General features: G+C 36.8%; 22 protein-coding genes. 11 read left to right on the plus strand and 11 right to left on the minus strand.

The annotated features are described in order from the left end of the window. Positions 1–3: 3 nt before the first annotated feature. The 8 genes from AB1410_05930 to AB1410_05965 all read right to left on the minus strand — a co-directional run bounded on the left by AB1410_05930 (position 4) and on the right by AB1410_05965 (position 8736). Positions 4–933, minus strand: coding sequence for an enoyl-CoA hydratase/isomerase family protein (locus AB1410_05930; GenBank protein MEW6456233.1), 930 nt, complete (start codon positions 931–933; stop codon positions 4–6). Positions 934–1067: 134 nt separating this feature from the next. Then, positions 1068–3578, minus strand: a complete 2511-nt coding sequence (locus tag AB1410_05935) for an FAD-dependent oxidoreductase (protein ID MEW6456234.1) — start codon at positions 3576–3578, stop codon at positions 1068–1070. 42 nt (positions 3579–3620) lie between these two features. After that, positions 3621–3908: a 4Fe-4S binding protein gene (locus AB1410_05940; GenBank protein ID MEW6456235.1), complete on the minus strand. Its 288-nt coding sequence runs from the start codon at positions 3906–3908 to the stop codon at positions 3621–3623. A gap of 17 nt (positions 3909–3925) precedes the next feature. Further along, complete coding sequence (bzdQ, locus tag AB1410_05945; protein MEW6456236.1) at positions 3926–4810, minus strand: benzoyl-CoA reductase, bzd-type, subunit Q; 885 nt, start codon at positions 4808–4810, stop codon at positions 3926–3928. 1 nt (position 4811) lies between these two features. After that, positions 4812–5609, minus strand: coding sequence for an acyl-CoA dehydratase activase (locus AB1410_05950; protein ID MEW6456237.1), 798 nt, complete (start codon positions 5607–5609; stop codon positions 4812–4814). A gap of 14 nt (positions 5610–5623) precedes the next feature. Next, entirely contained in the window at positions 5624–6934 is a 1311-nt protein-coding gene (gene bzdO / locus AB1410_05955; protein ID MEW6456238.1) for a benzoyl-CoA reductase, bzd-type, subunit O, read from the minus strand. 82 nt (positions 6935–7016) lie between these two features. Continuing rightward, positions 7017–8144 (minus strand): benzoyl-CoA reductase, bzd-type, subunit N, encoded by a 1128-nt coding sequence (gene bzdN / locus AB1410_05960; protein MEW6456239.1) that lies wholly within the window; start codon positions 8142–8144, stop codon positions 7017–7019. Beyond that, on the minus strand, positions 8128–8736 hold the full coding sequence (locus AB1410_05965) for a TetR/AcrR family transcriptional regulator (GenBank protein ID MEW6456240.1): 609 nt from the start codon (positions 8734–8736) through the stop codon (positions 8128–8130). Before AB1410_05965 ends, bzdN begins: the two co-directional genes overlap by 17 nt. Before the next feature lie 159 nt (positions 8737–8895). On the opposite strand from AB1410_05965, the gene AB1410_05970 reads away from it, so the two are divergent. The 7 genes from AB1410_05970 to nrfD all read left to right on the plus strand — a co-directional run bounded on the left by AB1410_05970 (position 8896) and on the right by nrfD (position 16442). Beyond that, positions 8896–9291, plus strand: a complete 396-nt coding sequence (locus tag AB1410_05970) for a hypothetical protein (GenBank protein MEW6456241.1) — start codon at positions 8896–8898, stop codon at positions 9289–9291. Positions 9292–9319: 28 nt separating this feature from the next. Beyond that, positions 9320–9859, plus strand: a complete 540-nt coding sequence (locus tag AB1410_05975) for an SPASM domain-containing protein (GenBank protein MEW6456242.1) — start codon at positions 9320–9322, stop codon at positions 9857–9859. A 252-nt stretch (positions 9860–10111) separates the two neighbouring features. Continuing rightward, positions 10112–11125 carry a 6-bladed beta-propeller gene (locus AB1410_05980; GenBank protein MEW6456243.1) on the plus strand — a complete coding sequence of 338 codons (1014 nt, stop codon included), beginning with the start codon at positions 10112–10114 and terminating at the stop codon, positions 11123–11125. A 247-nt stretch (positions 11126–11372) separates the two neighbouring features. Next, the gene (locus AB1410_05985; GenBank protein ID MEW6456244.1) at positions 11373–12017 is read left to right on the plus strand and encodes a hypothetical protein; all 645 of its coding nucleotides are present in this window, start codon (positions 11373–11375) and stop codon (positions 12015–12017) included. Between the two features lie 226 nt (positions 12018–12243). After that, positions 12244–14847 (plus strand): molybdopterin-dependent oxidoreductase, encoded by a 2604-nt coding sequence (locus AB1410_05990; protein ID MEW6456245.1) that lies wholly within the window; start codon positions 12244–12246, stop codon positions 14845–14847. Further along, complete coding sequence (locus AB1410_05995; GenBank protein MEW6456246.1) at positions 14844–15488, plus strand: 4Fe-4S dicluster domain-containing protein; 645 nt, start codon at positions 14844–14846, stop codon at positions 15486–15488. The genes AB1410_05990 and AB1410_05995 overlap by 4 nt, the downstream gene beginning before the upstream one ends. Positions 15489–15491: 3 nt before the next feature. Next, positions 15492–16442, plus strand: coding sequence for an NrfD/PsrC family molybdoenzyme membrane anchor subunit (gene nrfD / locus AB1410_06000; GenBank protein MEW6456247.1), 951 nt, complete (start codon positions 15492–15494; stop codon positions 16440–16442). An 11-nt stretch (positions 16443–16453) separates the two neighbouring features. Here the strand turns inward: nrfD and AB1410_06005 are convergent, their stop codons facing one another. The 3 genes from AB1410_06005 to AB1410_06015 form a co-directional block, all read right to left on the minus strand. Next, positions 16454–16948 carry a M67 family metallopeptidase gene (locus tag AB1410_06005; GenBank protein MEW6456248.1) on the minus strand — a complete coding sequence of 165 codons (495 nt, stop codon included), beginning with the start codon at positions 16946–16948 and terminating at the stop codon, positions 16454–16456. A gap of 6 nt (positions 16949–16954) precedes the next feature. Next, positions 16955–17410, minus strand: a complete 456-nt coding sequence (locus AB1410_06010; protein ID MEW6456249.1) for a 4Fe-4S dicluster domain-containing protein — start codon at positions 17408–17410, stop codon at positions 16955–16957. 180 nt (positions 17411–17590) lie between these two features. After that, entirely contained in the window at positions 17591–18781 is a 1191-nt protein-coding gene (locus AB1410_06015; protein ID MEW6456250.1) for a CaiB/BaiF CoA-transferase family protein, read from the minus strand. Between the two features lie 178 nt (positions 18782–18959). Between AB1410_06015 and AB1410_06020 the strand changes: the two genes are divergently transcribed. The 4 genes from AB1410_06020 (at position 18960) to AB1410_06035 (ending at position 21242) form a co-directional block, all read left to right on the plus strand. Then, positions 18960–19499, plus strand: a complete 540-nt coding sequence (locus AB1410_06020; protein MEW6456251.1) for a GNAT family N-acetyltransferase — start codon at positions 18960–18962, stop codon at positions 19497–19499. 133 nt (positions 19500–19632) lie between these two features. Beyond that, complete coding sequence (locus AB1410_06025; GenBank protein ID MEW6456252.1) at positions 19633–20019, plus strand: cupin domain-containing protein; 387 nt, start codon at positions 19633–19635, stop codon at positions 20017–20019. A 117-nt stretch (positions 20020–20136) separates the two neighbouring features. Then, the gene (locus AB1410_06030) at positions 20137–20730 is read left to right on the plus strand and encodes a GNAT family N-acetyltransferase (GenBank protein ID MEW6456253.1); all 594 of its coding nucleotides are present in this window, start codon (positions 20137–20139) and stop codon (positions 20728–20730) included. A gap of 137 nt (positions 20731–20867) precedes the next feature. Next, on the plus strand, positions 20868–21242 hold the full coding sequence (locus AB1410_06035; protein ID MEW6456254.1) for a flavin reductase family protein: 375 nt from the start codon (positions 20868–20870) through the stop codon (positions 21240–21242). Positions 21243–21364: the final 122 nt, after the last annotated feature.

Genomic DNA, 21364 nt, shown 5'->3' on the forward strand with positions numbered 1-21364 from the left:
CCTTTAAATTTTATTACCACAGATGAGACAGAACTTAGAATCAAGGGGAATATACTTTGTCCCACATTTTTTACACTCAGCTAAATATGGGCCAAACGGAAATTGAGGGTCCATCCCTTTTGCAAAAGAATTTCTCAAACCTTTGTAATTTCTTTCTCTTTTTTCTTTGAAAGCCCATAATCCTTCAGAAGGCTCAACTGATCCAATATGTAAAGAGAACCATTCTTTCGCATGTTCCCATGTAAGGTCCCACACAAGGTCTCTCCAGAAATTAATGTGAACCTTGAAATAATGAAGACTGCTTGGCGAAAGGTTCATCATGTCCGTTATATATTTTTTAACAGTTTCGTCAAGTTTATCTAAAGGTACAACCTCGTTAACCACTCCCAGTTCACAAGCCTGCTTAGCTGAAATTTCCCGGGACAACATAACAATTTCTGCAGCTTTTTTAATTCCCATGTGGAGGGGCAACCACTGAGAAAGCCCTCCTATTGAAGTCATCCCAACTCTTGGACCTGGGGATAAGAATTTTACATTCTCTGAAGCAATGGCAAGGTCACATGCTGCTACAAATTCAAATCCGCCTCCTGCTGTTACTCCATTCACTCTTGCAATTACCGGTTTCCCACAGTGTCTTATCATGTGAAACACTCTTCCGTAAACTTCCCCCCATTTCCAGAAATCAGATGGTTTTTTATTGTAAATTTCAGCGTATTCTTTTACGTTTCCACCGGTACAAAAAGCCCTTTCTCCCGCTCCAGTCAGGACTATAAATTGAATATTATCATCCCACATTGAATCTTCAAAATAATGAATCATCTCCCTTAAAGTTGAAAGAAGGTAGGAATTGAGCTCTTTTGGATTGTTAATCATAATCAATGAGGTATGATCATGCCAATTTTTATCATATACTACAGTTTCTAAATTTTGCATTTATATTTCCTCCTATTATTGATAATTTTATGTAATTCTTAATATTTCTCGCTTTTTTCAATTCAAACTGATTGCTTTAATATATCTATAACAAACCTTTTGTCAAGAAAGTTCGGAATATCTAAATATTTTAGTTAAAATAAATTTTCCAATTCATCATTACCTTCTGGAAGTCTACCATGTTTTTGAAGGAATTGCTGAATTAGTTCACTCTCCCTCTTTGTATACATTGGATATTCTTCATACAAAAAATAACAGGCTTTTTTAAATTTTTCCATTTGGGCCTCAAGAGCTCTTTTCAGGTTGGGAGTGCCAGCAATCAGTAATATATTTTTTTTATCATCAAGAAGCTGATAAACGCCTTCTGTCTCCGGAACTTGAGAAATATTTTCGTAATTTAATGCTATCCATTTCTCTGGAGGCATCAATACGGGAGATAATTGAAATCTCAAGTCACATCTTAAACATCTCTTAGCTTCTTCGACTGCCATCTTTTCATTATACCCAAGTTCAATCAGTTCAAAGCTTCTTTTTCGTTTCTCCATTGGAATACTGGGCAACTGGATTCTTCTTTTAGTAGCGAAGCTAATTTCTGTTCCCAAAAAAGGATTGTATTTTTCCTCTTCTTTAAAAGCAATGTCGAACAGTTCTTTCCCATCTAAATATTTAGCAATGGATAAAGCAGCTCTTCTTCCATAAGCTATAGCCTCAACTACAGAAGATGTTCCTTTTACAACATCCCCGCCAGCGAAAATTCCAGGAAAATCAGTTTCCAAGGTATCTGGATTGACCTTTATAGTTCCATGTTCAGTGATTTTTATGGAATTTATGCCGGATACAATTGAAAAATCTGAAATTTGACCTACAGCAATTATTATCGTGTCTGTTTCAATTATTTTCGTAACTGATTGGTCGAAAGATGGATTAAATTTTCCTTTTTTGTCAAAAACTGAAGTGCAGCGAATAAGTTCAATTCCCTTAACTTTCCCATTTCCTAAAATTTTCTTTGGCCCCCAGGAATTCTCGATCTTAATTCCCTCTTCAACTGCTTCTTCGATTTCCCATTGAAAAGCTGGCATTTCTTCTCTTGATTCAAGACAAATAATTTTTACTTCTTCGGCTCCCAAACGAACTGCAGATAGGGCTGCATCAACTGCCACATTCCCTCCTCCGATTACAACAACATGTCTGCCGATACTGTTTCTCTTTCCTTTATTTATTTCTACTAAAAAATCGAGTCCCCAGAAAATACCTTCCTGATTTCTGTTTTCCAAATCCAATTTTTTACTTATGCCTGCCCCTATAGCTAAATATATCACTTCATATCCATTTTTTTTCAATTCAAATACATTTTTAATTCTTGTATTTGTCTCGAGTTCTATTCCGGTCTTTAGAATTTTATCAATATCACTCTTCAGGATTTCTTTTGGTAATCTGAAATCAGGAATAGCCCATCTCGCCATTCCTCCAGGCTCAGAAAAAGCTTCAAAAATATTCACTGAATACCCTGCCTTAGAAAGATAATAACTGGCTGTTAGTCCTGAAGGCCCTGACCCTACTACAGCAATTTTTTTGTTTCCAGCATGTCCATTTCTCTTTATTTTGTTTTCGGTTGTTCGAGACTCCGTTTCGGCAACAAACCTTTTAAGTTTGCATATGGAAATTGAATCATTCAAATTATTTCTTCTGCATTTGCTTTCACAGGGATGATGGCATACATATCCTAAAACACCAGGAAACGGAGCTTTTTCTTCTATAACTCGAAGAGCATCTTCAAATCTTCTTTCAGCAATATAGTTAACATATCGAGGAGCGTCCATCTCAACAGGACAGCTAAATTTACAGGGAACTAAATTCATTTCATCGGAAATTATTACATCTTTATCCCCCAAAGCTCCAGTTGGACATACATCAACACATGACCCGCAAAATTTACATCCTGATTTTTCCAGTGTGTTTTCTATCAGTCCCACCATTATTTTTTTGTCATTATAGACATAGCCAAGAGCTCCTACACCCCTGACATCTTTGCATATTCTTATGCACCTCAAACATCCAATACATAGATTAAAATCAAAGGAAAAAAGGGGTTCATCTCTCAATACAGGATAATTTTTTGGAAGATATCGAGGAATATCTTCTCTAATTCCTATATATTCAGCTATTCTTCTCAATTCACATCTATTAAATTTATAGCAACAGCGTTCATTTACAGGAACATCGCTCGAACACTCTGTTAAACTGCATCCATCTCTTTGAGCGCACGTAAGACATGCATGGGGGTGATGAGATAAGATAGAACCAAGATTATTTTTTCTTATCCTATTGATTTCGTCTGTGTTTGTGTAAACAACCATTCCATCTGAAACGTATAAATTTGATAAAGAAACATAACCTTCAACTCCTTTTAGTGTTCCAATGCATAATCCACAATTTTCATAAGCTTTTTTAGAATTGTCATTTTCAATACATTCTTCGCCCCGATAAACTCTGTCATTGGGTTTTAAATCTCCATGTGTGGTAAAATCAGGATGGAAACATAAGCAGGGGATGTATAAATTTGCTTCGTAAGCAGCCTGTAAAACTGTTATCCCTTCCCTTGTTTCAATTTCAATGTCATTTATCTTTATCGTTATTGATTTCATGATTTCCTGCTATTATTTTTAAATCTTCCATTTACATTAAAATTACCAAGAATGGGAAATAGCTAAAGGTTTGCAAGCAGCTACACATGGAAGTTCTACCCTCCCCCTGACAGGTTTGCAGGGTGCACATGAATACTTAATCTTCTTTCTATGCTCTTCCCTGACTCTTGCAACAAATACTTCTCTAAATGGGTCATTCTCATCTTCTCCAACTTCTAACACATTGTAAGGACAAAATTTAACACAGTCTCCACATCCATCACACTTATCGTTGTCGATGGAAATAAAATATTCCCCAGAACCATCTTTATATCCGTAATTAGCTATCATGTTTATAACTTAATTGTTTAAAAGTTTTTCACTTTCCCCTTTTTTTCTTTTTCATAAAGGGCTTTAGCAAAAAGAGCAGCTCCTAAAGCTCCTGCTATTTGAGTATCATACGTAGGAGTAAGCGCTTTTATTCCTAATTCATTTTCAATCCTTTTAACTATTCCAATATTTTTAGCTATACCACCGGTTATGGCAAAGTCCTTTTCTATTCCAATTCTTTCAAGAAGTTCAACCACCCTGTGTGCCATAGCTAAACAATATGCTGCTATAACTTTCTCTTTTTGCCATCCTTCCCTCAACAATCCTACTGCTTCTGATTTTGCAAATATTACGCAGGTGCTACTTACTGGCTCTGGTTCTTCATCTATATTAAATGACATTTCTCCTATATCCTCTATAGGAATTGCAAGAAGGTCTGCAAAAACTTCCATTCCTCTCCCTGTTCCAGCAGCGCATTTATCATTCATAAGAAAATTTGTTACCTTTCCTTTTTCATCACAACGAATAGCTTTACAATCTTGACCTCCCATGTCCAGAATTGTTCTCACTGAAGGACCATACATGAAGTTTGCTCCTCTTGCATGACAGGCAATCTCGGTTAAGGTTTTATGGGCAAAGGGAACATTTACCCTACCATATCCAGTTCCTATTATGTAATGTATATTTTCTAAATTTAATCCTGTGCCTTCCAAGGCCCAGTTCATCGCCTTTTGAGCACTATCCGGGCTGCTTGAACCAGTTCTCATATTGCTATAGCAGTAAATCCTTCCATCTGTCATCACAACTGCCTGAGTGCTTACAGAACCAACATCCACCCCAGCAGAAATAACTTCTCCCTCTTTCCAGTTAATCTCTGAGGAGAGCCACTTTGATTCTGGCCACTTCCAGTATTCTTTTTCCATTCTATTCTCCTCCTTCCTTGGAAGGACTCAATGCTCTTTCAGCTGCAATCAGAGCAGCTCCCAATGCACAGATAAATTCTGGGTTCTCTGGAATGAACAATTCAACTTGTAAATCTCTTTTAAGAGAATGAACAAATCCAATGTTTTTCGCCACGCCTCCTGTCAATGCAACATCCTTTTCAATCCCTATCCTTCGAACCATCGATGCAATCCTGTCAGCAATTGCATCAAGAATTGATCGAGCTATGTCTTCTTTGGGTGTCTTTGAATGAATTAATGAAACAACTTCCGATTCAGCAAATACAGCACATTGAGCATTCATAGGAATTGGCTTCTGTGATTTAAGCGAAAGTTCTCCCATTTCTTCCAATTTTATTTCAAGGGCTCTTGCCATAGTTTCTGTAAAAATTCCAGCTCCTGCTGCACATTTCTCATTGATAGCAAAATCCAAAACCTTTCCTCTTTCGTCAAGTTTTATTGCTCTTCCTTCTTCTGCTCCAACATCAATTACAGTTCTTACAGAAGGATAATAAAATAAAATTCCTTTAGCATTTGCACCCACTTCTGTAATGGAACTATTAACAAAATAAGCTCCTTTTCTTCCGACGCCAGTCGATGTAATATGGGTTATATCTTCCCTTGAAATTCCTGTCTTTTTTAAAATATTTTCAAACGCCTCCTCTGCAGCATATTTCTGGTCAAATCCGCTAAGGACAGAGTATTTTGCCAAAATTTTATTACCTTCAATTAATAAAGCTTTTGTTTCTTTAGCACCGCAGTCAATGCCAACGGTTACCATAAAAATACCTCCTCCTATTCTAATCTCTCAAACCCCAATGTTTCCATAAAGGCATCGATTCGGGCAATTGTTCTTGTTTCATCAAATTCTCTTTCGTCTCCCATGTTTCCTTCAAAACTCATAACAGGAAAACCAGCTTTTATAAGAGCTATCCTATTCTCAGCTATTCCGAGACTTAAACCTTCACACCCTCTATTATAATGAAGCATTATACCATTGAGTTTCCATTCTTTAGCGATTCTTATCATCATCTCACTTTTAAGATGGGGATAGTAAAAATGTTGCCATTCAGGCTTTTTCAATTCCCAATCAGCTAATGTACGAAGAGCTTGATCTCTGGTCTTTATTTCAATTCCGTTTTCCTGAGGTGTTCTACGAGGACCCCAGGTTCCATCCTCCTGTACATCCCACATTCCAATAAGGCCAAAAGTGTATAAAGACCCAACTGAAACACATCCATATTTTTCTAAATAACGAAATATTTTAAGAAAAGCCCATGGTGGCTGTGTGTCAGTCATTACCCTGCATCTTTCATTTCCAACTGCAGCAATCCCTCTTTCAACCCTATCTTTTACCTCATCCCTTAGCTCTTGATAAAAATCAGCTACTACTTTACTGCTTTTCTGAAGAGTACCAAGAACATAAAGAGAGTACATTGTCTTTTCATCCAGAGGAGCAGGGATCATTTTGTTTAAAGCACATACCTCAGCCCACAAAGAGGTTGACCTGCAATGATTGTAGACTGCTTGGATAAGTTTTTCATCATCATATTTCCTTCTGGCTATTTTCTCCAGCCATTCAATTCCATCATGCATTTGCATAACAACATAGTTCAATTTGTGCTCATTGATTTGCTCATAAGGCCCGACTGAAACATCAATGCAGAAAAAAGGGATTTCTTTTTTTTCTATATCTTTAACCACCTGATACCACTTTGCATGGCTACAACAAATATGGTCCTGCCAGATAAAATCAGGAGTTGGAAATTCTCCTCCAAACACATATTTATTCAGCATCACAGAGCCCCAATAGTTTCTCATGTAAGAACATAAGTCTCTTGCATACCCTGCCCTTTCAACTGCTTCCTGGCATTCAAGGGCAAATTCTTTATTCCAGGCAACAGATGCTCCATATGGCTCGCTTGTTATGGGATAAACATCATCTCCCAATCCAGCAGGGATAGCATCGAATGACCATGCTCCACCTGCCCACCTGATTCCACCTTTTTCATGGGCTTTGGCATAATTTTTATAATAATTTTCCCTTATTTCTTTAGCTTTTTGCCAGCATTTTAAAGGTTCAGTTTTATATTTAGCACTTCTCATTTTAGCCTCCAAATGTTTAAACATATATTTGAATAAACTATCAAGCTTGCGTTTCTTTCCACAAAACTGTTTTTTGCCAACCTTAACTCCATAGATCTTCTTCCCGAAGAATCTCAAGGAAGGCTTCCACCCTTGTTTTGAACTGTCCCAAAGGAACTGTCACGTCAAATTCAAGAAAAAGAGATGGAATGTTATTTTCTTTTAAAGTCTTGGTAATTGCAGGGATATCGAGTTCATGGGGGTCGCAGAATTTTTGCTGGACTATGATTGCACCCTGCACATCATATTCTTTTGCCAGATTTAATATATGAGGAACCCTTCGCCTTTCTGGCCAATCTTTACTTGGACAAGGAGGTCTATCGATGTATCTTGCAGCGATAGAAGCCAATCTATCCTCATCAGGAATTACCTCATTCCAGAAATATCTTGTGCCAGTACAGTGATCATCGATAACAAAAATAGCTCCCAATGATTCTACCATTTTCATAAATTCAGTATCATCATCTTCACTTCCTAATATCATTAACCTCAGAAGATTACTGTTTTTTTCCTTTCTTTCATATATTTTATTTAAAGCCTCTTCGAGCATTCTGCTGTGCTCTCTTTTATCAGTTAATTGACTTGAAATTACTGCATACATTGCTTCCAATCCTGTCACACCTGGGTTTTTTTCTTTCCTTAATTCATAAAGTTTTCCCAGAAGTCTTCTGTTTTCGTTCATTATCTTTATCCCTTTATCCAAATCTTCATTCCTTAAGGTTTTCCCAGTCCACTCCTCGATTGATTTTTTAAACAACTTAAGTTCTTCAGTTAAATAAGGATAAGCTCTTGCGCTCTGAACATGGTGGGGCATTGGAAGGTAATAACTGTATTCAACAGGCACATGCATCTGCCAACTTGTAAAAGCCTGCCTAATATGCAGACAGGATTGGGCAATCGTTATTCCATCAAGATAATCATATCTTCCCTGTAATCCTTGGGCTAAACAATCCCTGCAGAATGGGCAAAACATTCCAAATATATGAGGCTCTGTTAAATCCTGGGGCTCATGACTTCCTAAAATTCTTATTGGTAATATATCCGCTGCATATAGAATTTCCTCTGGCACATAAGTACAAAAATACCCTATTACTTTTCCCCCGGTTTTTCTTTTCCATTCCTTTGCATATTCATGCCTGTTTTCTTGCCACTCTTTAAATTTTTCGAACATTTTTGCTCCTTCCTATAAATCCGTTTAAGAATAATTCTTTTACATGTTCTACAAGTTCTTTCCCCTTTAAATCCTTATTTGGGTCATACCAGGTATAAAACCAGTTAAGCATTCCAAAAAGGCAGAGGGTCGATACTCTCAAATTTTTTTCCTTTATAGAATATTTTTCCTTAATCTGGTTTAGTATTTCTAAAACTATCTTAAAATATTCTTTTCTTTTCGATTCAACTTCCTTGTAATATTTCCCTGTGAGGGTTTCAAGCTCATGAGTGCAAACCTTTATTTCATTTAAATGGGTTAGAAAATAGGAAAGATGATTCTCTATAATTATGTATAATTTCTTTTCTCCATCTTCTACATCTTTTAATTTTTTCTTCAAATTGCTCAGCAATGAATCAAATGTCTGGTACTGAATTGCATAAAGAAGCTCATCCTTGGATTTAAAATAGTAGTAAAGAGTAGCTAAATTCAGGTTCAACTCCCTCGCAACCTTTCTTATAGTTGCATTCTCATACCCATCCCTTGCTATTATCTTTGCTGCAACTTTCAATATGTTTTCTGCTTTTTCAGGATAGCTAAAATCTCTTTTCATTAATCAAACGTTCGTTTAATATAGTATCTTTATTTTCTCTGCATGTCAATAATTTTTTCAATTTTTTATAGAGCTTTAAAAGTCTTCTATGTTACATCTCAACCATTCATTTGACATCTAAAAATATAACTGCTTAAATAGAAATTATCAGAGGCAAGGATGAACCATCCATCAAAATCTTTCATGGAAAAACTCCTCTCCTTACAGGAATCTGAAAATTTCTTAGACATTCTACTTTCTGATTACCTCAAAAGATTTATACTATTGGGAGAAGTCTCATTGGGTTCATTCTTTATCTTCAAAAAAGAAAAAAATGATTTCTCCCTCATATCCATGAATAAAATAGGAGAGTATGTGGAAAAAGAAGAACTAATTAAAAGAGTGGAGGAAGGAAAAAAAGGAATAATCCCTCATGTTCTTCAAGCAATGAAACCATACATAACAAATGACTGTGAAAAAGACCCATTTCATATACCATTTAGAAAAGAGAAAATACTTTCAGAGATGATAATCCCATTTGAAATAGATTCAGAAAGAATAGGAATTGTAGTATAGTCTCTCAAATCCCGATGTTCTTTCGGGCTTGGAACGTGAACATTTTATAGTTCAAAAAAATGAAGCTGTGTGTAAGAGCGTTGAAGATAATATACTTTCAGCAGTTGAGGTTATAAATATTCTTAAAAATTGTGAGATAGAGAAGTTGTTAAAACCTCCAAAAGAAATAGAAAGACTTGTACCCAATTTATTGGGATGTGTGGCAACAACAAAACTTTCTTTAATAGTTGGACCAAGGGGAGAAATATATAAATGCACAAAAACTATTGGGGATGAAAAAGAAATTTGCGGAACGATTTTTAATATAAATTATGACCGTTCCAAGTTTAAAAAGTGGGTTGATGCAGATAGATTAAATATAGAACAATGCAGAAAATGCTCGATGGTGCCAATATGCAGTGGTAATAGTTGTCCTTATGATTTTCTTATAAATAATAAAAAAAATAAATGTTCTCAAAAAGAAAGATATGAACACTATTTAGAAATGTTGAGAATATTATATCAACAAAAAAGATTTGATATAAAGGGTCATGACTCTAAAAAAAATAAAGAGAAAGGGGGTGAATAAAATGGACGAAATTAAATGGATTTACGATCCACTAAATGTAGAAGTGCTGGTCCCACCTGATTGCTGTACTTGTACTACTGAGGGCCCTGATATCGGTATACCTAACTGCGAATATCTAACAGACCATCTTGTAGTTGTGTATCCAAGTTAGTGAAAGATTAAAGGGGTAAAAAAGAGGGATCCCTCTTAAAAGAAAAAGTTTATTTAGGGGTGTAAAAAAATTGTAATTTTGATATATTAATTAATAGTAATATGAAAAAAAATTTTTTATTAAATTTCTCTATCCTTATTCTTCTTGTTCTGGCGCTTGTAGCAGACAAAAATGAGACCGTAAGAATCAAAATTGTTGCGAGTATTGGTGTTGAGGAAATAAAAGCCAAAGGGGAAGATTCTTATCTTTTTTACACCATTAATTCGATTGACTGCGATAATGAAGGAAATATATATGTGCTGGATAAAAAAGCTTCTTGCATTAAGATATTTAGCAAAAACGGAAAATTCTTAAGAAAGATCTTAAGAGAAGGTCAGGGACCCGAGGAGATTAGAAACCCCTATAGATTAGCTATAAATAGATTCACTGGAAACATATTTGTTTTACAAGAACACGGCTTTCAAATGAAGGAATTTGATGTCTTTGGAAGATTTGTTAAGTCTTATGCACTTCCAGAACAATTTTTCCATTATTTTGAGTTTCTTGAGAAAGATAGAATTATTTACATAGCAAAAAAATGTTATGAAGAGAAAACATGTAGTAAATTTAAGATATTAAATCTAAATACATTAAAAATTGAAAAAAAATTCGCTCCTATACAACAACCTTCAATTGTTTATGCTTATCAGAGGTTTATAATCAAAGAGGGAATTCTCTGGACATGCCCAGATGACAAAATGGAATTAGTTGCCTACGATATGATAACAGGTAAAGAGGAAAAATCTATACTTATTAAAGAAAGCTATAGGGAATATAAAATAGTTAGGGGTCCGAATTGGTGGGCTGCCAGGCTTTTTAATTTTGCTCAGCCGCTATTAATTAATAGGAATATCTATATATTGCTTACAAAGCAGGATTTCCTTAGCATAGGTTCTCCCCCTGAACTGAAAAGTAAAAAGCTTACTCTGTACCGTCTGGAAAAAGACCGCTTGAAGAGAGCAAGAGGCCTTCCTGAAGGTGATTTTATGGACTTAGGAACAGTATGGCTAAATCACATAATTCTTTACTCATGGGACCCATATCCTCATATTAAGGTTTTGGAAATTAATGATTAAATGTCGTATTTTACTAAATAAACTGTTACCCATGGAATCCATTGTAAGATACCCAGAAAAATCACGAATTGAAGATATTCCCATCAATTATTGGATTAATTGTGTTCAATTAACAAACTACCTACACAAGCTAATTTTTCCGGTGAAGAATTCTCTTCAAATCAATCCAGAATATATTAATATTCTGAAAGATTTTGAGTTATTCAAACAATATGTATTACATTGTCATTCAATTATGTGTAAAGGATTGAATGGAACATCACTCTATTGGGGTATAGGGGGATCAAACATTAAAAATGGGTATTTAAGTAAGCTTCGAATGACAAATATTTTAGCTGAAGCACAAATTCCTGTAGAAGCATTTACATGTGTACAAAAAATAGCAAAGTCATTCAGAGATCCAATAGAAAATGCCTTTACAACAAATCAATATTACGTAGCTTTTATGAGATTAGAAAATATATCCGAACCAGATCTTGAAAGAGAGGGAATTAAAGTTATTCGTATATATAATCATAAAATTAGTGTTCCCAAATCATCTGTCCCCATAGCTTTTATAAAAAATGGAATCATACCCGTAGCTTCCTTTATGATAGGAATTCCCTTCGAAGATATAAATGATGTAAAAGAAACTTTCTCTGTTATGAAAAAAATTAATACTTATTTTGTGCAGATACATATATGTAGTCCATTAATTGGGACTGATTTATGTAAGAAACCTGCTTTTTATGAAGTTACAATTGACTATAATAAACTCGAGAGTTGTTCAATAGATAATGAACCAATTATGGAAACAAAGTATTTCACAAGAAATGAAATTTTTGACTTATATCTTGAGGGGTTAGGGATTGCTCAAGAAAAATTGGGAGAAATGTGGAAATATAATCGATAATATGAGAGATAAAATAAGAGAACAAAATTAGTTAATTCTGAAAAATAATGAAAATATTAATGCTAACTTCTCCTATTTCAGAGCATTAAGAAAAAATATTCCCTGAGCGAAAAATACATCTTAGGTGGATGTAGAGAGTGCCAGACTATTTGGCCATGAAAAACACCCAGTTGACATTTATTTTTTTCAAATATTAAAATAAAAAATTCAAATCAGGAGGAATAAAATGCATGACGAAGGTGTATGGATTTCAACATCCTGTGGACAGTGTTATTGTCAATGCGGTATAAGAGTTCATAAAGTTAATGGACTTATAACTAAAATAGAAGGAGACCCAAAAAGCCCTGCTGGCATGGGTCGCATATGCCCAAAAGGAGCACCTGGAGTAATGCTTTTATATGACCCATACCGTGTAAATTATCCCCTTAAAAGAACCAACCCTGAAAAAGGTATCGGAGTTGACCCCAAATGGGAGAGAATCCCATGGGATGAAGCTTTAGATATAATCACTCAGAAGTTAAAAGAGGTCTACGAAAAAGACCCAAGAGCAGTTTATTTCCAGGCAACAACAACACAAACAAGTGAAATTAGATTCGCTGTGATCGCATTCATGAGAGCTTTTGGATTCTCAAATTACTGGGTCTCTGGAGGTGGGCTTCATTGTGGAAACGGAGCTCATTTCATGAATGGAATAACCCATGCAGCATGGTCTATAATCCCTGACTTTCAGTATTCAGAACTGGTTTTATATTTTGGATGTTCTAAAGGCCATGGAGCTGGCCACGTTGCTGTACAGAATTCACAGCAGGTTGCCGATGCAAGAGCAAGGGGAATGAGAGCGATTGTCTTTGATCCTTTCATGAGTGCCCAGGCTTCAAAAGCTCATGAATGGGTTCCAATCAGAGTTGGCACAGATGGAGCTTTAGCGCTGGGGATGGTAAACATACTATTGAATGAGCTCGGAATTTATGATGCTGAATATCTGAAGAGAAAAACCAATGCGGCATATCTAATAAAGCCTGATGGCTATTACATGAGAGACAAAGAAAGCGGAAAGCCCTTGATATGGGATTCAGAGTCTCAATCAGCTAAAACATTTGATGACCCATTAATTAAAGATTTTGCATTACTCGGAACTTATAAAATTGATGGAATAGAATGTCAACCAGCTTTTCAATTGTTAAAAGAACATGTAAAAAAATATACACCAGAAAAAGTTTCAGAAATTACAACAATTCCAGTCTCCACTATAAGAAGAGTTACAAAAGAGTTTGGAGAAACTGCAAAAATCGGAAGCACAATCAGAATCGATGGAAAAGAGCTCCCCTACCGTCCTGTTTCTGCCATATTCTTCAGAGGCTCCCAGGGCCATGTCAACTCTGGATGGACATGTCTTTCTATTGATTTGCTCAATCATGTGGTCGGAAGCTCTGAGGCTGTTGGAGGAGCTTTAGGATTAGGACCTCCTGTATGCCATGGTTATCCTGATACAGGTAAACCAGAAACCATTCCTTATGCTGATAAAGATGGCCTTATGGTTGTAAAAGGATGGGTATATGACCATAAACCATATCCTCTTCGAGAGCCAAAACCGCCAACAAGACTTGATTTACAAGATATGTTCCCCACATCTGTTTATAATGCCTTCACAATAATGTCAGATAACAATGAAGAGCTATGGGAGAAATTTAAAATATCATATCGCCCGGAAATATTGATAAACTTTGGTTCTAATTCAGTGATGACAATGGGAAATGCTCAGGTAGTAACAGAGAATTTCCTCAAAAAATTCAAATTTATTTTTTCCTTTGATATTTATTTAACCGAATTCACTGATGCTGTTGCTGACATTGTTCTTCCCGATGCTTGTTTTCTTGAAAGATTAACTCCAGCGATTACATTTCCATCGATCTTCAGTCACCCTCAAGGATTGGGTGAATGGGGATGGCAGATAAGACAGCCTGTGATAGAGCCTCAATATGAGAGAAGAGACTTTTCAGAGGTTATGCTTGAAATTGCAAAAAGACTTGGAATTCAGGATAAATATTGCGAAGCTATCAACAAAATTATTCCAATTCGATACGGTGGTGAAATGTCAGAAGAATTTCGGTTAAAACCAGGAGAGGATTACTCATGGGAAGATATTTGCGATAGACTTTTAAAAGATAGATTTGGCCCATCAAAAGGTCTTGATTATTTCAAAAAAGAAGGTGTTTTAACATGGAAAAAGAAAGTTGAAGAAATTTACTGGAGATGGTTCCTTAATGTAAGAACACCAATTTATTTTGAATTTTTCCCAGACGGAGGAAAAAAATCCCAGAAAATAGCTGAACAATTTGGGATGCCAGACCTCATTGACTGGTCTCGTTTTACAACTCTTCCTGACTGGTATCCATGTCCATCTCACACAGAAAAATCTCCAGAATATGACATGTATGCCTTTTACTGGAGAGCTGTCATGCATACAAATTCATTAACGATGCAAAACCCATGGCTTGATGAAGTAGCTTCCCAGGATCCCCATGCTTACACAATTCAAATTAACACTGAAACTGCTAAGAAAAAGAAAATAAAAGATGGAGACCTTGTCTGGTTGGAGAATACCAAGGGTTATAGAGTAAAAGGAAAAGTTAAGTTAACTGAAGGAATCCATCCTGAACATCTTGCAATCGCTGCTTGCGCTGGACATTGGACGCCATATCAGCCTGCTGCAAAAGGGAAAGGTGTATTCTTCAATGACCTTATTGTTATGGATGTAGCCCATACAGACCCTCTAACATTGGGTCAGGATATCTGTGTTAAAGTAAAAATATATAAGGATAAATCATGAGATACGGATTTGTTATTGACCTTAAAAGATGTTATGGCTGTTATAGTTGCCAGGTGTCGTGTAAAGCAGAAAACCTTACGCCACCTGGAGTATTCTTGGCTCGCTGCTTAAAAGGAGAAACAGGCAAATATCCAACAGTTGTAAGGCAATCTCTTCCAGTGCTCTGCATGCAATGCAAAGACCCTGAATGTAAAAAGGTCTGCCCTACAAAAGCCACTACTGTTAGAGAAGATGGAATTGTAACAATCGATAAAAATTTATGTATAGGATGTAAATATTGCATTGTAGCCTGCCCTTATGGAGCAAGGTACTTTGTTCCAAAATGGAAAAGTTATTTTCCAGATAAAGAACTCCCTAATCCTCTAAAACGAGAAGAAAACCCTTTTGAAGCTTATAGCAGAAAAAGATGGATAGAAGAACATGGAGAGGGAACTGTTGCAAAATGCGATTTCTGTATTGAGAGAGTTGAAAAAGGATTAAATCCTGCCTGTGTTGATGCCTGCCCTGCCAAAGCGCGTTATTTTGGTAATTTAGAAGACCCTGAAACTGAGGTATCGATACTTATAAAAACAGAAAGAGGATTTCAATTAAATCCAGAGTTTGGCACAGACCCGGCAGTTTATTATTTACCACCGAGGTGAAAAATGGAAATAAAATTAGAAGGTCAAACTGAATGGGGTTGGAAAATTGCTGCGTATCTCTTCCTCGCAGGAGTTGGGGCTGGAGCATACGCAGTTGGAATTTTTGCTAATTTCACAGGATGGACTTTAGCTTCAAAGATAGGTATATTTCTCGGCTTTCCATTACTCTTTATAGGAACTTTCTTCTTGATAGCTGACCTGGGTGTAAAGCCTCGGGCACTCCGCGCTTTTATGAATCCAAAGACCTCCTGGATTGCAAGGGGAACTTTCATCATAAGTATCTTCATGATTCTTGGTGCAATTCATACGGGAACATTGATATGGCCATTTCAATGGCTTAAACAATTGACTGGTATTCACCTTGCTATCAGCATAGTAAATTTTGTATTTGCAATTTTAACCATGATTTATACAGGCATTCTCTTAGGAGCTTCGAGACCGATTGCTCTGTGGAGCACTGCAATGTTACCGCTTTTATTTCTCGTTTCAGGATTATCAACCGGTGCGTTATCAATTATCTTCTTTCTTTCTATGTTTGGTTTCTCTGGTGGAAATGGCCTCGGATGGCAGATCTTTCAATTAGCGAAACTCGACATATTGTTGATATTTATAGAATTCATCGTAATATTCTTTTATATACAGGCAACACATAGAACTGAAGAGTCGAGAGCTTCAGCTTCACTGATGATAAAAGAAAAATTTGCTCCAATGTTCTGGATTGGAATCATTCTGATTGGTATGGCGATTCCTCTTGTAATTGAGCTCATTGAAATCAGCGTATTAAAAGAAGCTCTGGAGATCTATTCATCCATCGCAGGAGTTTTTGCTTCGCTATGCGGTCTTTCAGGTGGATATCTACTCCGCTACATAATCCTCGCCTGCGGGGTCAGAACGCCGCTAAGAGCTGCAGGAATTGAATTCACCTTTTCTTCTTCTTCAATTCCTCGTACTTAAGACTTTAATAATCAAATAAATTTTATGGTTAACTTCTTTTTAGTGGGGGGGATTATTCTAATTTCTAATTCTTCATAACCGCTATTTTTTATTCTAAATGCTCTAACTTCAGGCTTATCTTTTTCTACCAGCGAAACTATAATGGCTGGAACATCAGGATCAAAATGTAAGTCCATATCAATTTTTGTTGGAGTTGCATAAAGACATCTATGAGAATGATAAATAGCCACAATTTGCTGATTCTTTCTTGCAATTTTTTCCATTACTCTTGCTTGTTCTTTTTTATCTATTAGAAAACCTCTATCTCTCTCATGATAGAATTCTCCATAGGATTTGAAGAAAGAATTAACATCGGTGTCTGTTAATCTAAGATTGGTGGTTAAAGGATATATTTCTTCAGCAATGTATTCTTTTCTTCCTGCAATTAATCCATAGGCTTTTTTTGGCAAAGCCTTTTTGCAAAGAGAGATTAATCTGTTAAATAATTTCTCAGTGAAATAAATCATGGTGTATTATCTCAATAAATTATTAATAAGTCTTTTTCTCCTGCAATCAGGGCATAATTTCTGTACTTCTTTTTCTACGAGTTCAGGTTTATTCTGAATTGTTTTTATTTTCTTTGCAGGAATAAATGAAGTACCGCAATCATGACATCTGACTATTTCCTCTTTCATAAGTGATAATATAGCCGGTTGTTTTCTGGCATCCTTTTTTTCCAATATGTAAATAGCTTCCTCTGGACACTTTTCCTGACAATATGGTTTTCCGTTACAGTTATTACAATAATAAACATTAAAAACTAACTCCCATTCCTCATCGTCCTTTATCATACTGATAGCATTAGATGGACAATGGTCAACGCATACCTCACACATAGAACATTTTGTTTTATCAACCTCTACTATCCAGTAAGTTTTTAAATTTTGTTTTTCTTTTTTCTCTTTATTTTTAAATTCTTTAATTTCCATCTTGATTATTTCCTCTCTTTTATTCCTGCCATTTTTATTTTTCCAGCTTTAGGATGGTCCACTTCTACAAGCATCTCCCTGTGTAATACCTGAGGGTCATTTCTAAAAATATAAATTTTCTTCTATCCATACTAACCAAATAAAACGAGATAAGCAAATAGACTGAACAGAGGAGATAGACTAAATAACATTTTCTTCCCTTAGAACTTCAATTTCTTTATCACTGAGTCCCAAAAGTCTTGAAAGTATCTCATCTGTATGTTCGCCAAGAAGAGGAGGATGGGATCTAATGTTGGCTTTGGTCTCTGAATATTTTACAGGTATTCCTGCCATTTTTATTTTTCCAGCTTTAGGATGGTCCACTTCTACAAGCATCTCCCTGTGTAATACCTGAGGGTCATTAAATACTTCTTCAACTGTGTTTATGGGCCCTGAGGGTATCGATGCTGACTCAAACAGTTCCAGCCATTCAGCAGCGTCTTTTTTTTCAACTATCTCACTCAGGATACCAATCAATTCCTTCCGATTTTTCACTCTTGAGGGATTTGTTGAGAATTTTGGGTTATCTATTAAATGGGGCATTCCAATTACCCTGCAGAAATTCGCCCATATTTTATCATTTCCTACGGCAATAATTATGTGTTTATCCCTTGCCTTAAACGCCTGGTACGGAACTATTGATTCGTGAGCTGTCCCCCATCTCTTTGGTTTAACTCCTCCGACAAGATAAGAGCTTCCTATATTAACAAGAGCTGCAACCTGAACTTCTAAAAGGGATAAATCAATCCTCTGGCCTTTTTTCATCCTTTCTCTTGCAAAAAGTGCTGTTGTTATAGCTCCCTGAGCAAAGACTCCTGTTAAGACATCAGTTATCGCCACTCCCACTTTTACTGGATTTCCATCTTCCTCACCGGTTATACTCATCAAACCTCCCATCGCAGAAACAACAAGATCGTATCCAGTTTTATCTTTGTATGGACCGTCGGGCCCAAAACCTGTAATAGAACAGTATATTATTCCTGGATTTATTCCTTTAAGGGTATCATAGTCAATTCCAAATTTTTCCATTGTTCCAGGTGGAAAATTTTCGATTACCACATCAGATTTTTCAACAAGTTTCTTTGCTATTTCAATTCCCTTCTCTGTTTGTAAGTTCAAGATTATACTCTTTTTGTTCCGGTTTGCACATATAAAATATGCACTCTCTCCATTGATAAAAGGAGGACCCCATTTTCTTGTATCATCTCCTGTACCAGGCCTTTCCACTTTTATAACCTCAGCTCCAAGATCACCAAGAATCATCGAACAATAAGGTCCTGCAAGAACTCTGCTAAAATCAAGTACTCTAATTCCCTCTAAAGGCCCTGACATTTCTCCTCCAGCAGAATAACGAATTTAAAAATTATTTTAATATATTTTTTCAAATTATTTCAAATAATAAACCAGTCTTAAACCTTTTCTATGAATTTACACAAGATATTTTACACTACTTCATTCGTAGGGAGCGCTTGACAGAGGTTAAGAAAATCCTTATATTATAAACAAAAAAATGAAACCCGATATAAAGATTGTAAAGGTAAAAAATAGTAGCTCCAACTATTCATCGACAAAATGGGAGTTACGGCATTATCTTAAGTCGGGGGATATAGGCTATCTCTCTTATCTTCATGGGATATTATATGCAAAAGAATATAGATATGACCAAACATTCGAAGCGTATGTCGCTAGTGGACTTGCTGAATTCACTAAATCATTTAACCCAGCTAAAGATCGAATTTGGCTGGCAGAAATAAGCGATCAGATTATCGGTTCCATCGCCATCGTAGGGCATTCAACAACAGAAGCTCAGCTTCGCTGGTTCCTTGTGCATCCCGACTTCCGCGGGCTTGGCCTTGGGAAAGAACTCATGAAAGAGGCGCTTCAGTTTTGCAAGGAGCGCAAGTACAAAATAATATTCCTCTGGACCACGAGCGAACTTAACGTAGCCCGACATCTTTACATGCGTGCTGGCTTCATCAAAACCGAGGAAAAAACCCATGAAATATGGGGAAAGAGAGTGACAGAGGAAAGATATGACCTGCTTTTATGAAATAACTTGGAAACAGCAACTTCGCCTAAAGGCGGATAAAAGGGAAATCAAAGATTTTCCCCAAATTGCCTTCGGCAACTTCTTTTATCCACAGGGTAGGCGAAATGCCCCTTTAAGGTGAAAAGAGGAAGTCATGACAGAGAAAAAAATCTCGTATTTTATCAACCCCACAGATGCTCCTAAACTCACCCAGATGGTGGGACTGGAGACGACAATTCTTACAGGTTTGCATGGTGAAAAAATGATGATGGTGCTTAATGCCACGTTGCTAGGTCATACAGTGCCGCTACACTCTCATCCGCACGAGCAAATCGGAATTGTATATGCTGGCAAGGGGAAACTGCGCATCGGAGACGAGGAACGCATAGTACAAAAAGGAGATTTTTACTGCATTCCTGCAAATGTTCCACATAGCGATACCTGCATAAGCGATGAACCCTTTGTAATGCTAGATATCTTTTACCCTGTGCGAGAAGATTTTATTGAGAAGCTCAAACAATCTTCAGATAAAGGAATATGAAAAGGGATGAAACGGACACTTCAGCTAACAGCAGGCTAAAAGGAAATAGACTAACAGGCGAATGCTACGCACTTCTTTTAGTCTTGAATGTTAAGCGAAATCAAAAGGAGAAAAGACATGTCTTCTACGCGAGCATCATTACTGGATCTGGGGTTTCATTTGCTAACCACTGAGCGGTGGCGGGATCTCGAAATGTTGTTTGGTGAGCGCGGGGCTTGTGGCGGCTGCTGGTGCATGTGGTGGAGATTGAAACGGTCGCAATTCGAGAAGCAAAAGGGCCAGGGGAACAAGAAAGCCTTGAAGAAAATAGTCGATTCGGGTGAAATCCCAGGTCTTCTCGCTTATGCCCGTGGTCAGCCCATCGCTTGGTGCTCGGTCGCTCCGAGAGAAACTTATCCAGTTTTGGAACGATCTCGGACACTGAAAAGAATTGATGATGAGCCTGTTTGGTCTGTCGTTTGCTTTTTTGTTGCCAAACCGTTCAGACGCAAAGGAGTCACGGTGGAGTTGCTCAGAGCCGCTGTAAAATACGCCAAGGAGCATGGCGCAAAGATCGTCGAAGGATATCCGGTCGAGCCGAAGAAGAGCATCATGCCTGATGTCTTTGTCTGGACTGGTGTAGCATCGGCGTTTCGCAGGGTGGGATTTGTCGAAGTGGCCCGGAGGTCAGAGACTCGACCGATCATGAGATACTTTGTCAAAGAGCAATAACAGGGACTGTTGATGACTTTCATCCGACTTTACCCAACAGCCGGTTGCTGCAAGGGCTTCGCTAAATGTAGCAGCGATGTACTTCGGCAACCCCCAAGATGTTAGGCGAAACGACTAAAATGAAATGATGAACTGAGATGAAGAAAGTTGATTATCCTATTGATAAAAAGAAATGGCATCCAAGCCTTATTCCCGGGCCAGTGGTTCTTATTTCTACATATAACTCGAAAAAAGAACCAAATATTGCTCCAAAAAGTTGGCTTCAAATGGTTTCCTTTGAACCTCCTATATTGATGTTTTCTGGCACTAAAGGAAATACAACAGAGAGAAATATTATTGAACATAATTGTTTTGCTGTAAATTTTGTGGACTCTTCAATGGCTTCAGAAGTTTTTGAATCTATTAAATGGCATGGTAAGGAAAGAATCGAGAGAACAGGGTTCAAGATTATTGAAGCAAAAAAGATTTATGCGCCTCTTGTAGATGATTGCAGAATCCAACCCTTTTGTTAGAGAAGGTGTTGAATGCTACGAACTGAGAACTTTGCAGCTTTCATGTAAAGAAAATAATCATTTGGGAATGGGGTAACGATTAGATGAATCAGTTGCATCGCCTAAAGTTGGTATATCCGAAA

It is taken from the genome of Acidobacteriota bacterium (assembly GCA_040756905.1).
GTDB lineage: Bacteria > Acidobacteriota > Aminicenantia > JBFLYD01 > JBFLYD01 > JBFLYD01.

Excerpts from the sequence above, each read along its gene's own strand:
- AB1410_06020 (MEW6456251.1), top strand. The coding sequence starts at position 18,960 with ATGAAACCCGATATAAAGATTGTAAAGGTAAAAAATAGTAGCTCCAAC.
- AB1410_05930 (MEW6456233.1), bottom strand. The coding sequence starts at position 933 with ATGCAAAATTTAGAAACTGTAGTATATGATAAAAATTGGCATGATCAT.
- bzdQ (MEW6456236.1), bottom strand. The coding sequence starts at position 4,810 with ATGGAAAAAGAATACTGGAAGTGGCCAGAATCAAAGTGGCTCTCCTCA.
- AB1410_05935 (MEW6456234.1), bottom strand. The coding sequence starts at position 3,578 with ATGAAATCAATAACGATAAAGATAAATGACATTGAAATTGAAACAAGG.
- AB1410_05990 (MEW6456245.1), top strand. The coding sequence starts at position 12,244 with ATGCATGACGAAGGTGTATGGATTTCAACATCCTGTGGACAGTGTTAT.
- bzdO (MEW6456238.1), bottom strand. The coding sequence starts at position 6,934 with ATGAGAAGTGCTAAATATAAAACTGAACCTTTAAAATGCTGGCAAAAA.
- AB1410_05980 (MEW6456243.1), top strand. The coding sequence starts at position 10,112 with ATGAAAAAAAATTTTTTATTAAATTTCTCTATCCTTATTCTTCTTGTT.
- AB1410_06030 (MEW6456253.1), top strand. The coding sequence starts at position 20,137 with ATGTCTTCTACGCGAGCATCATTACTGGATCTGGGGTTTCATTTGCTA.
- AB1410_06015 (MEW6456250.1), bottom strand. The coding sequence starts at position 18,781 with ATGTCAGGGCCTTTAGAGGGAATTAGAGTACTTGATTTTAGCAGAGTT.
- AB1410_05995 (MEW6456246.1), top strand. The coding sequence starts at position 14,844 with ATGAGATACGGATTTGTTATTGACCTTAAAAGATGTTATGGCTGTTAT.
- bzdN (MEW6456239.1), bottom strand. The coding sequence starts at position 8,144 with ATGTTCGAAAAATTTAAAGAGTGGCAAGAAAACAGGCATGAATATGCA.
- AB1410_05965 (MEW6456240.1), bottom strand. The coding sequence starts at position 8,736 with ATGAAAAGAGATTTTAGCTATCCTGAAAAAGCAGAAAACATATTGAAA.
- AB1410_06035 (MEW6456254.1), top strand. The coding sequence starts at position 20,868 with ATGAAGAAAGTTGATTATCCTATTGATAAAAAGAAATGGCATCCAAGC.
- nrfD (MEW6456247.1), top strand. The coding sequence starts at position 15,492 with ATGGAAATAAAATTAGAAGGTCAAACTGAATGGGGTTGGAAAATTGCT.
- AB1410_06025 (MEW6456252.1), top strand. The coding sequence starts at position 19,633 with ATGACAGAGAAAAAAATCTCGTATTTTATCAACCCCACAGATGCTCCT.
- AB1410_06005 (MEW6456248.1), bottom strand. The coding sequence starts at position 16,948 with ATGATTTATTTCACTGAGAAATTATTTAACAGATTAATCTCTCTTTGC.
- AB1410_05950 (MEW6456237.1), bottom strand. The coding sequence starts at position 5,609 with ATGGTAACCGTTGGCATTGACTGCGGTGCTAAAGAAACAAAAGCTTTA.
- AB1410_05970 (MEW6456241.1), top strand. The coding sequence starts at position 8,896 with ATGAACCATCCATCAAAATCTTTCATGGAAAAACTCCTCTCCTTACAG.
- AB1410_06010 (MEW6456249.1), bottom strand. The coding sequence starts at position 17,410 with ATGGAAATTAAAGAATTTAAAAATAAAGAGAAAAAAGAAAAACAAAAT.
- AB1410_05940 (MEW6456235.1), bottom strand. The coding sequence starts at position 3,908 with ATGATAGCTAATTACGGATATAAAGATGGTTCTGGGGAATATTTTATT.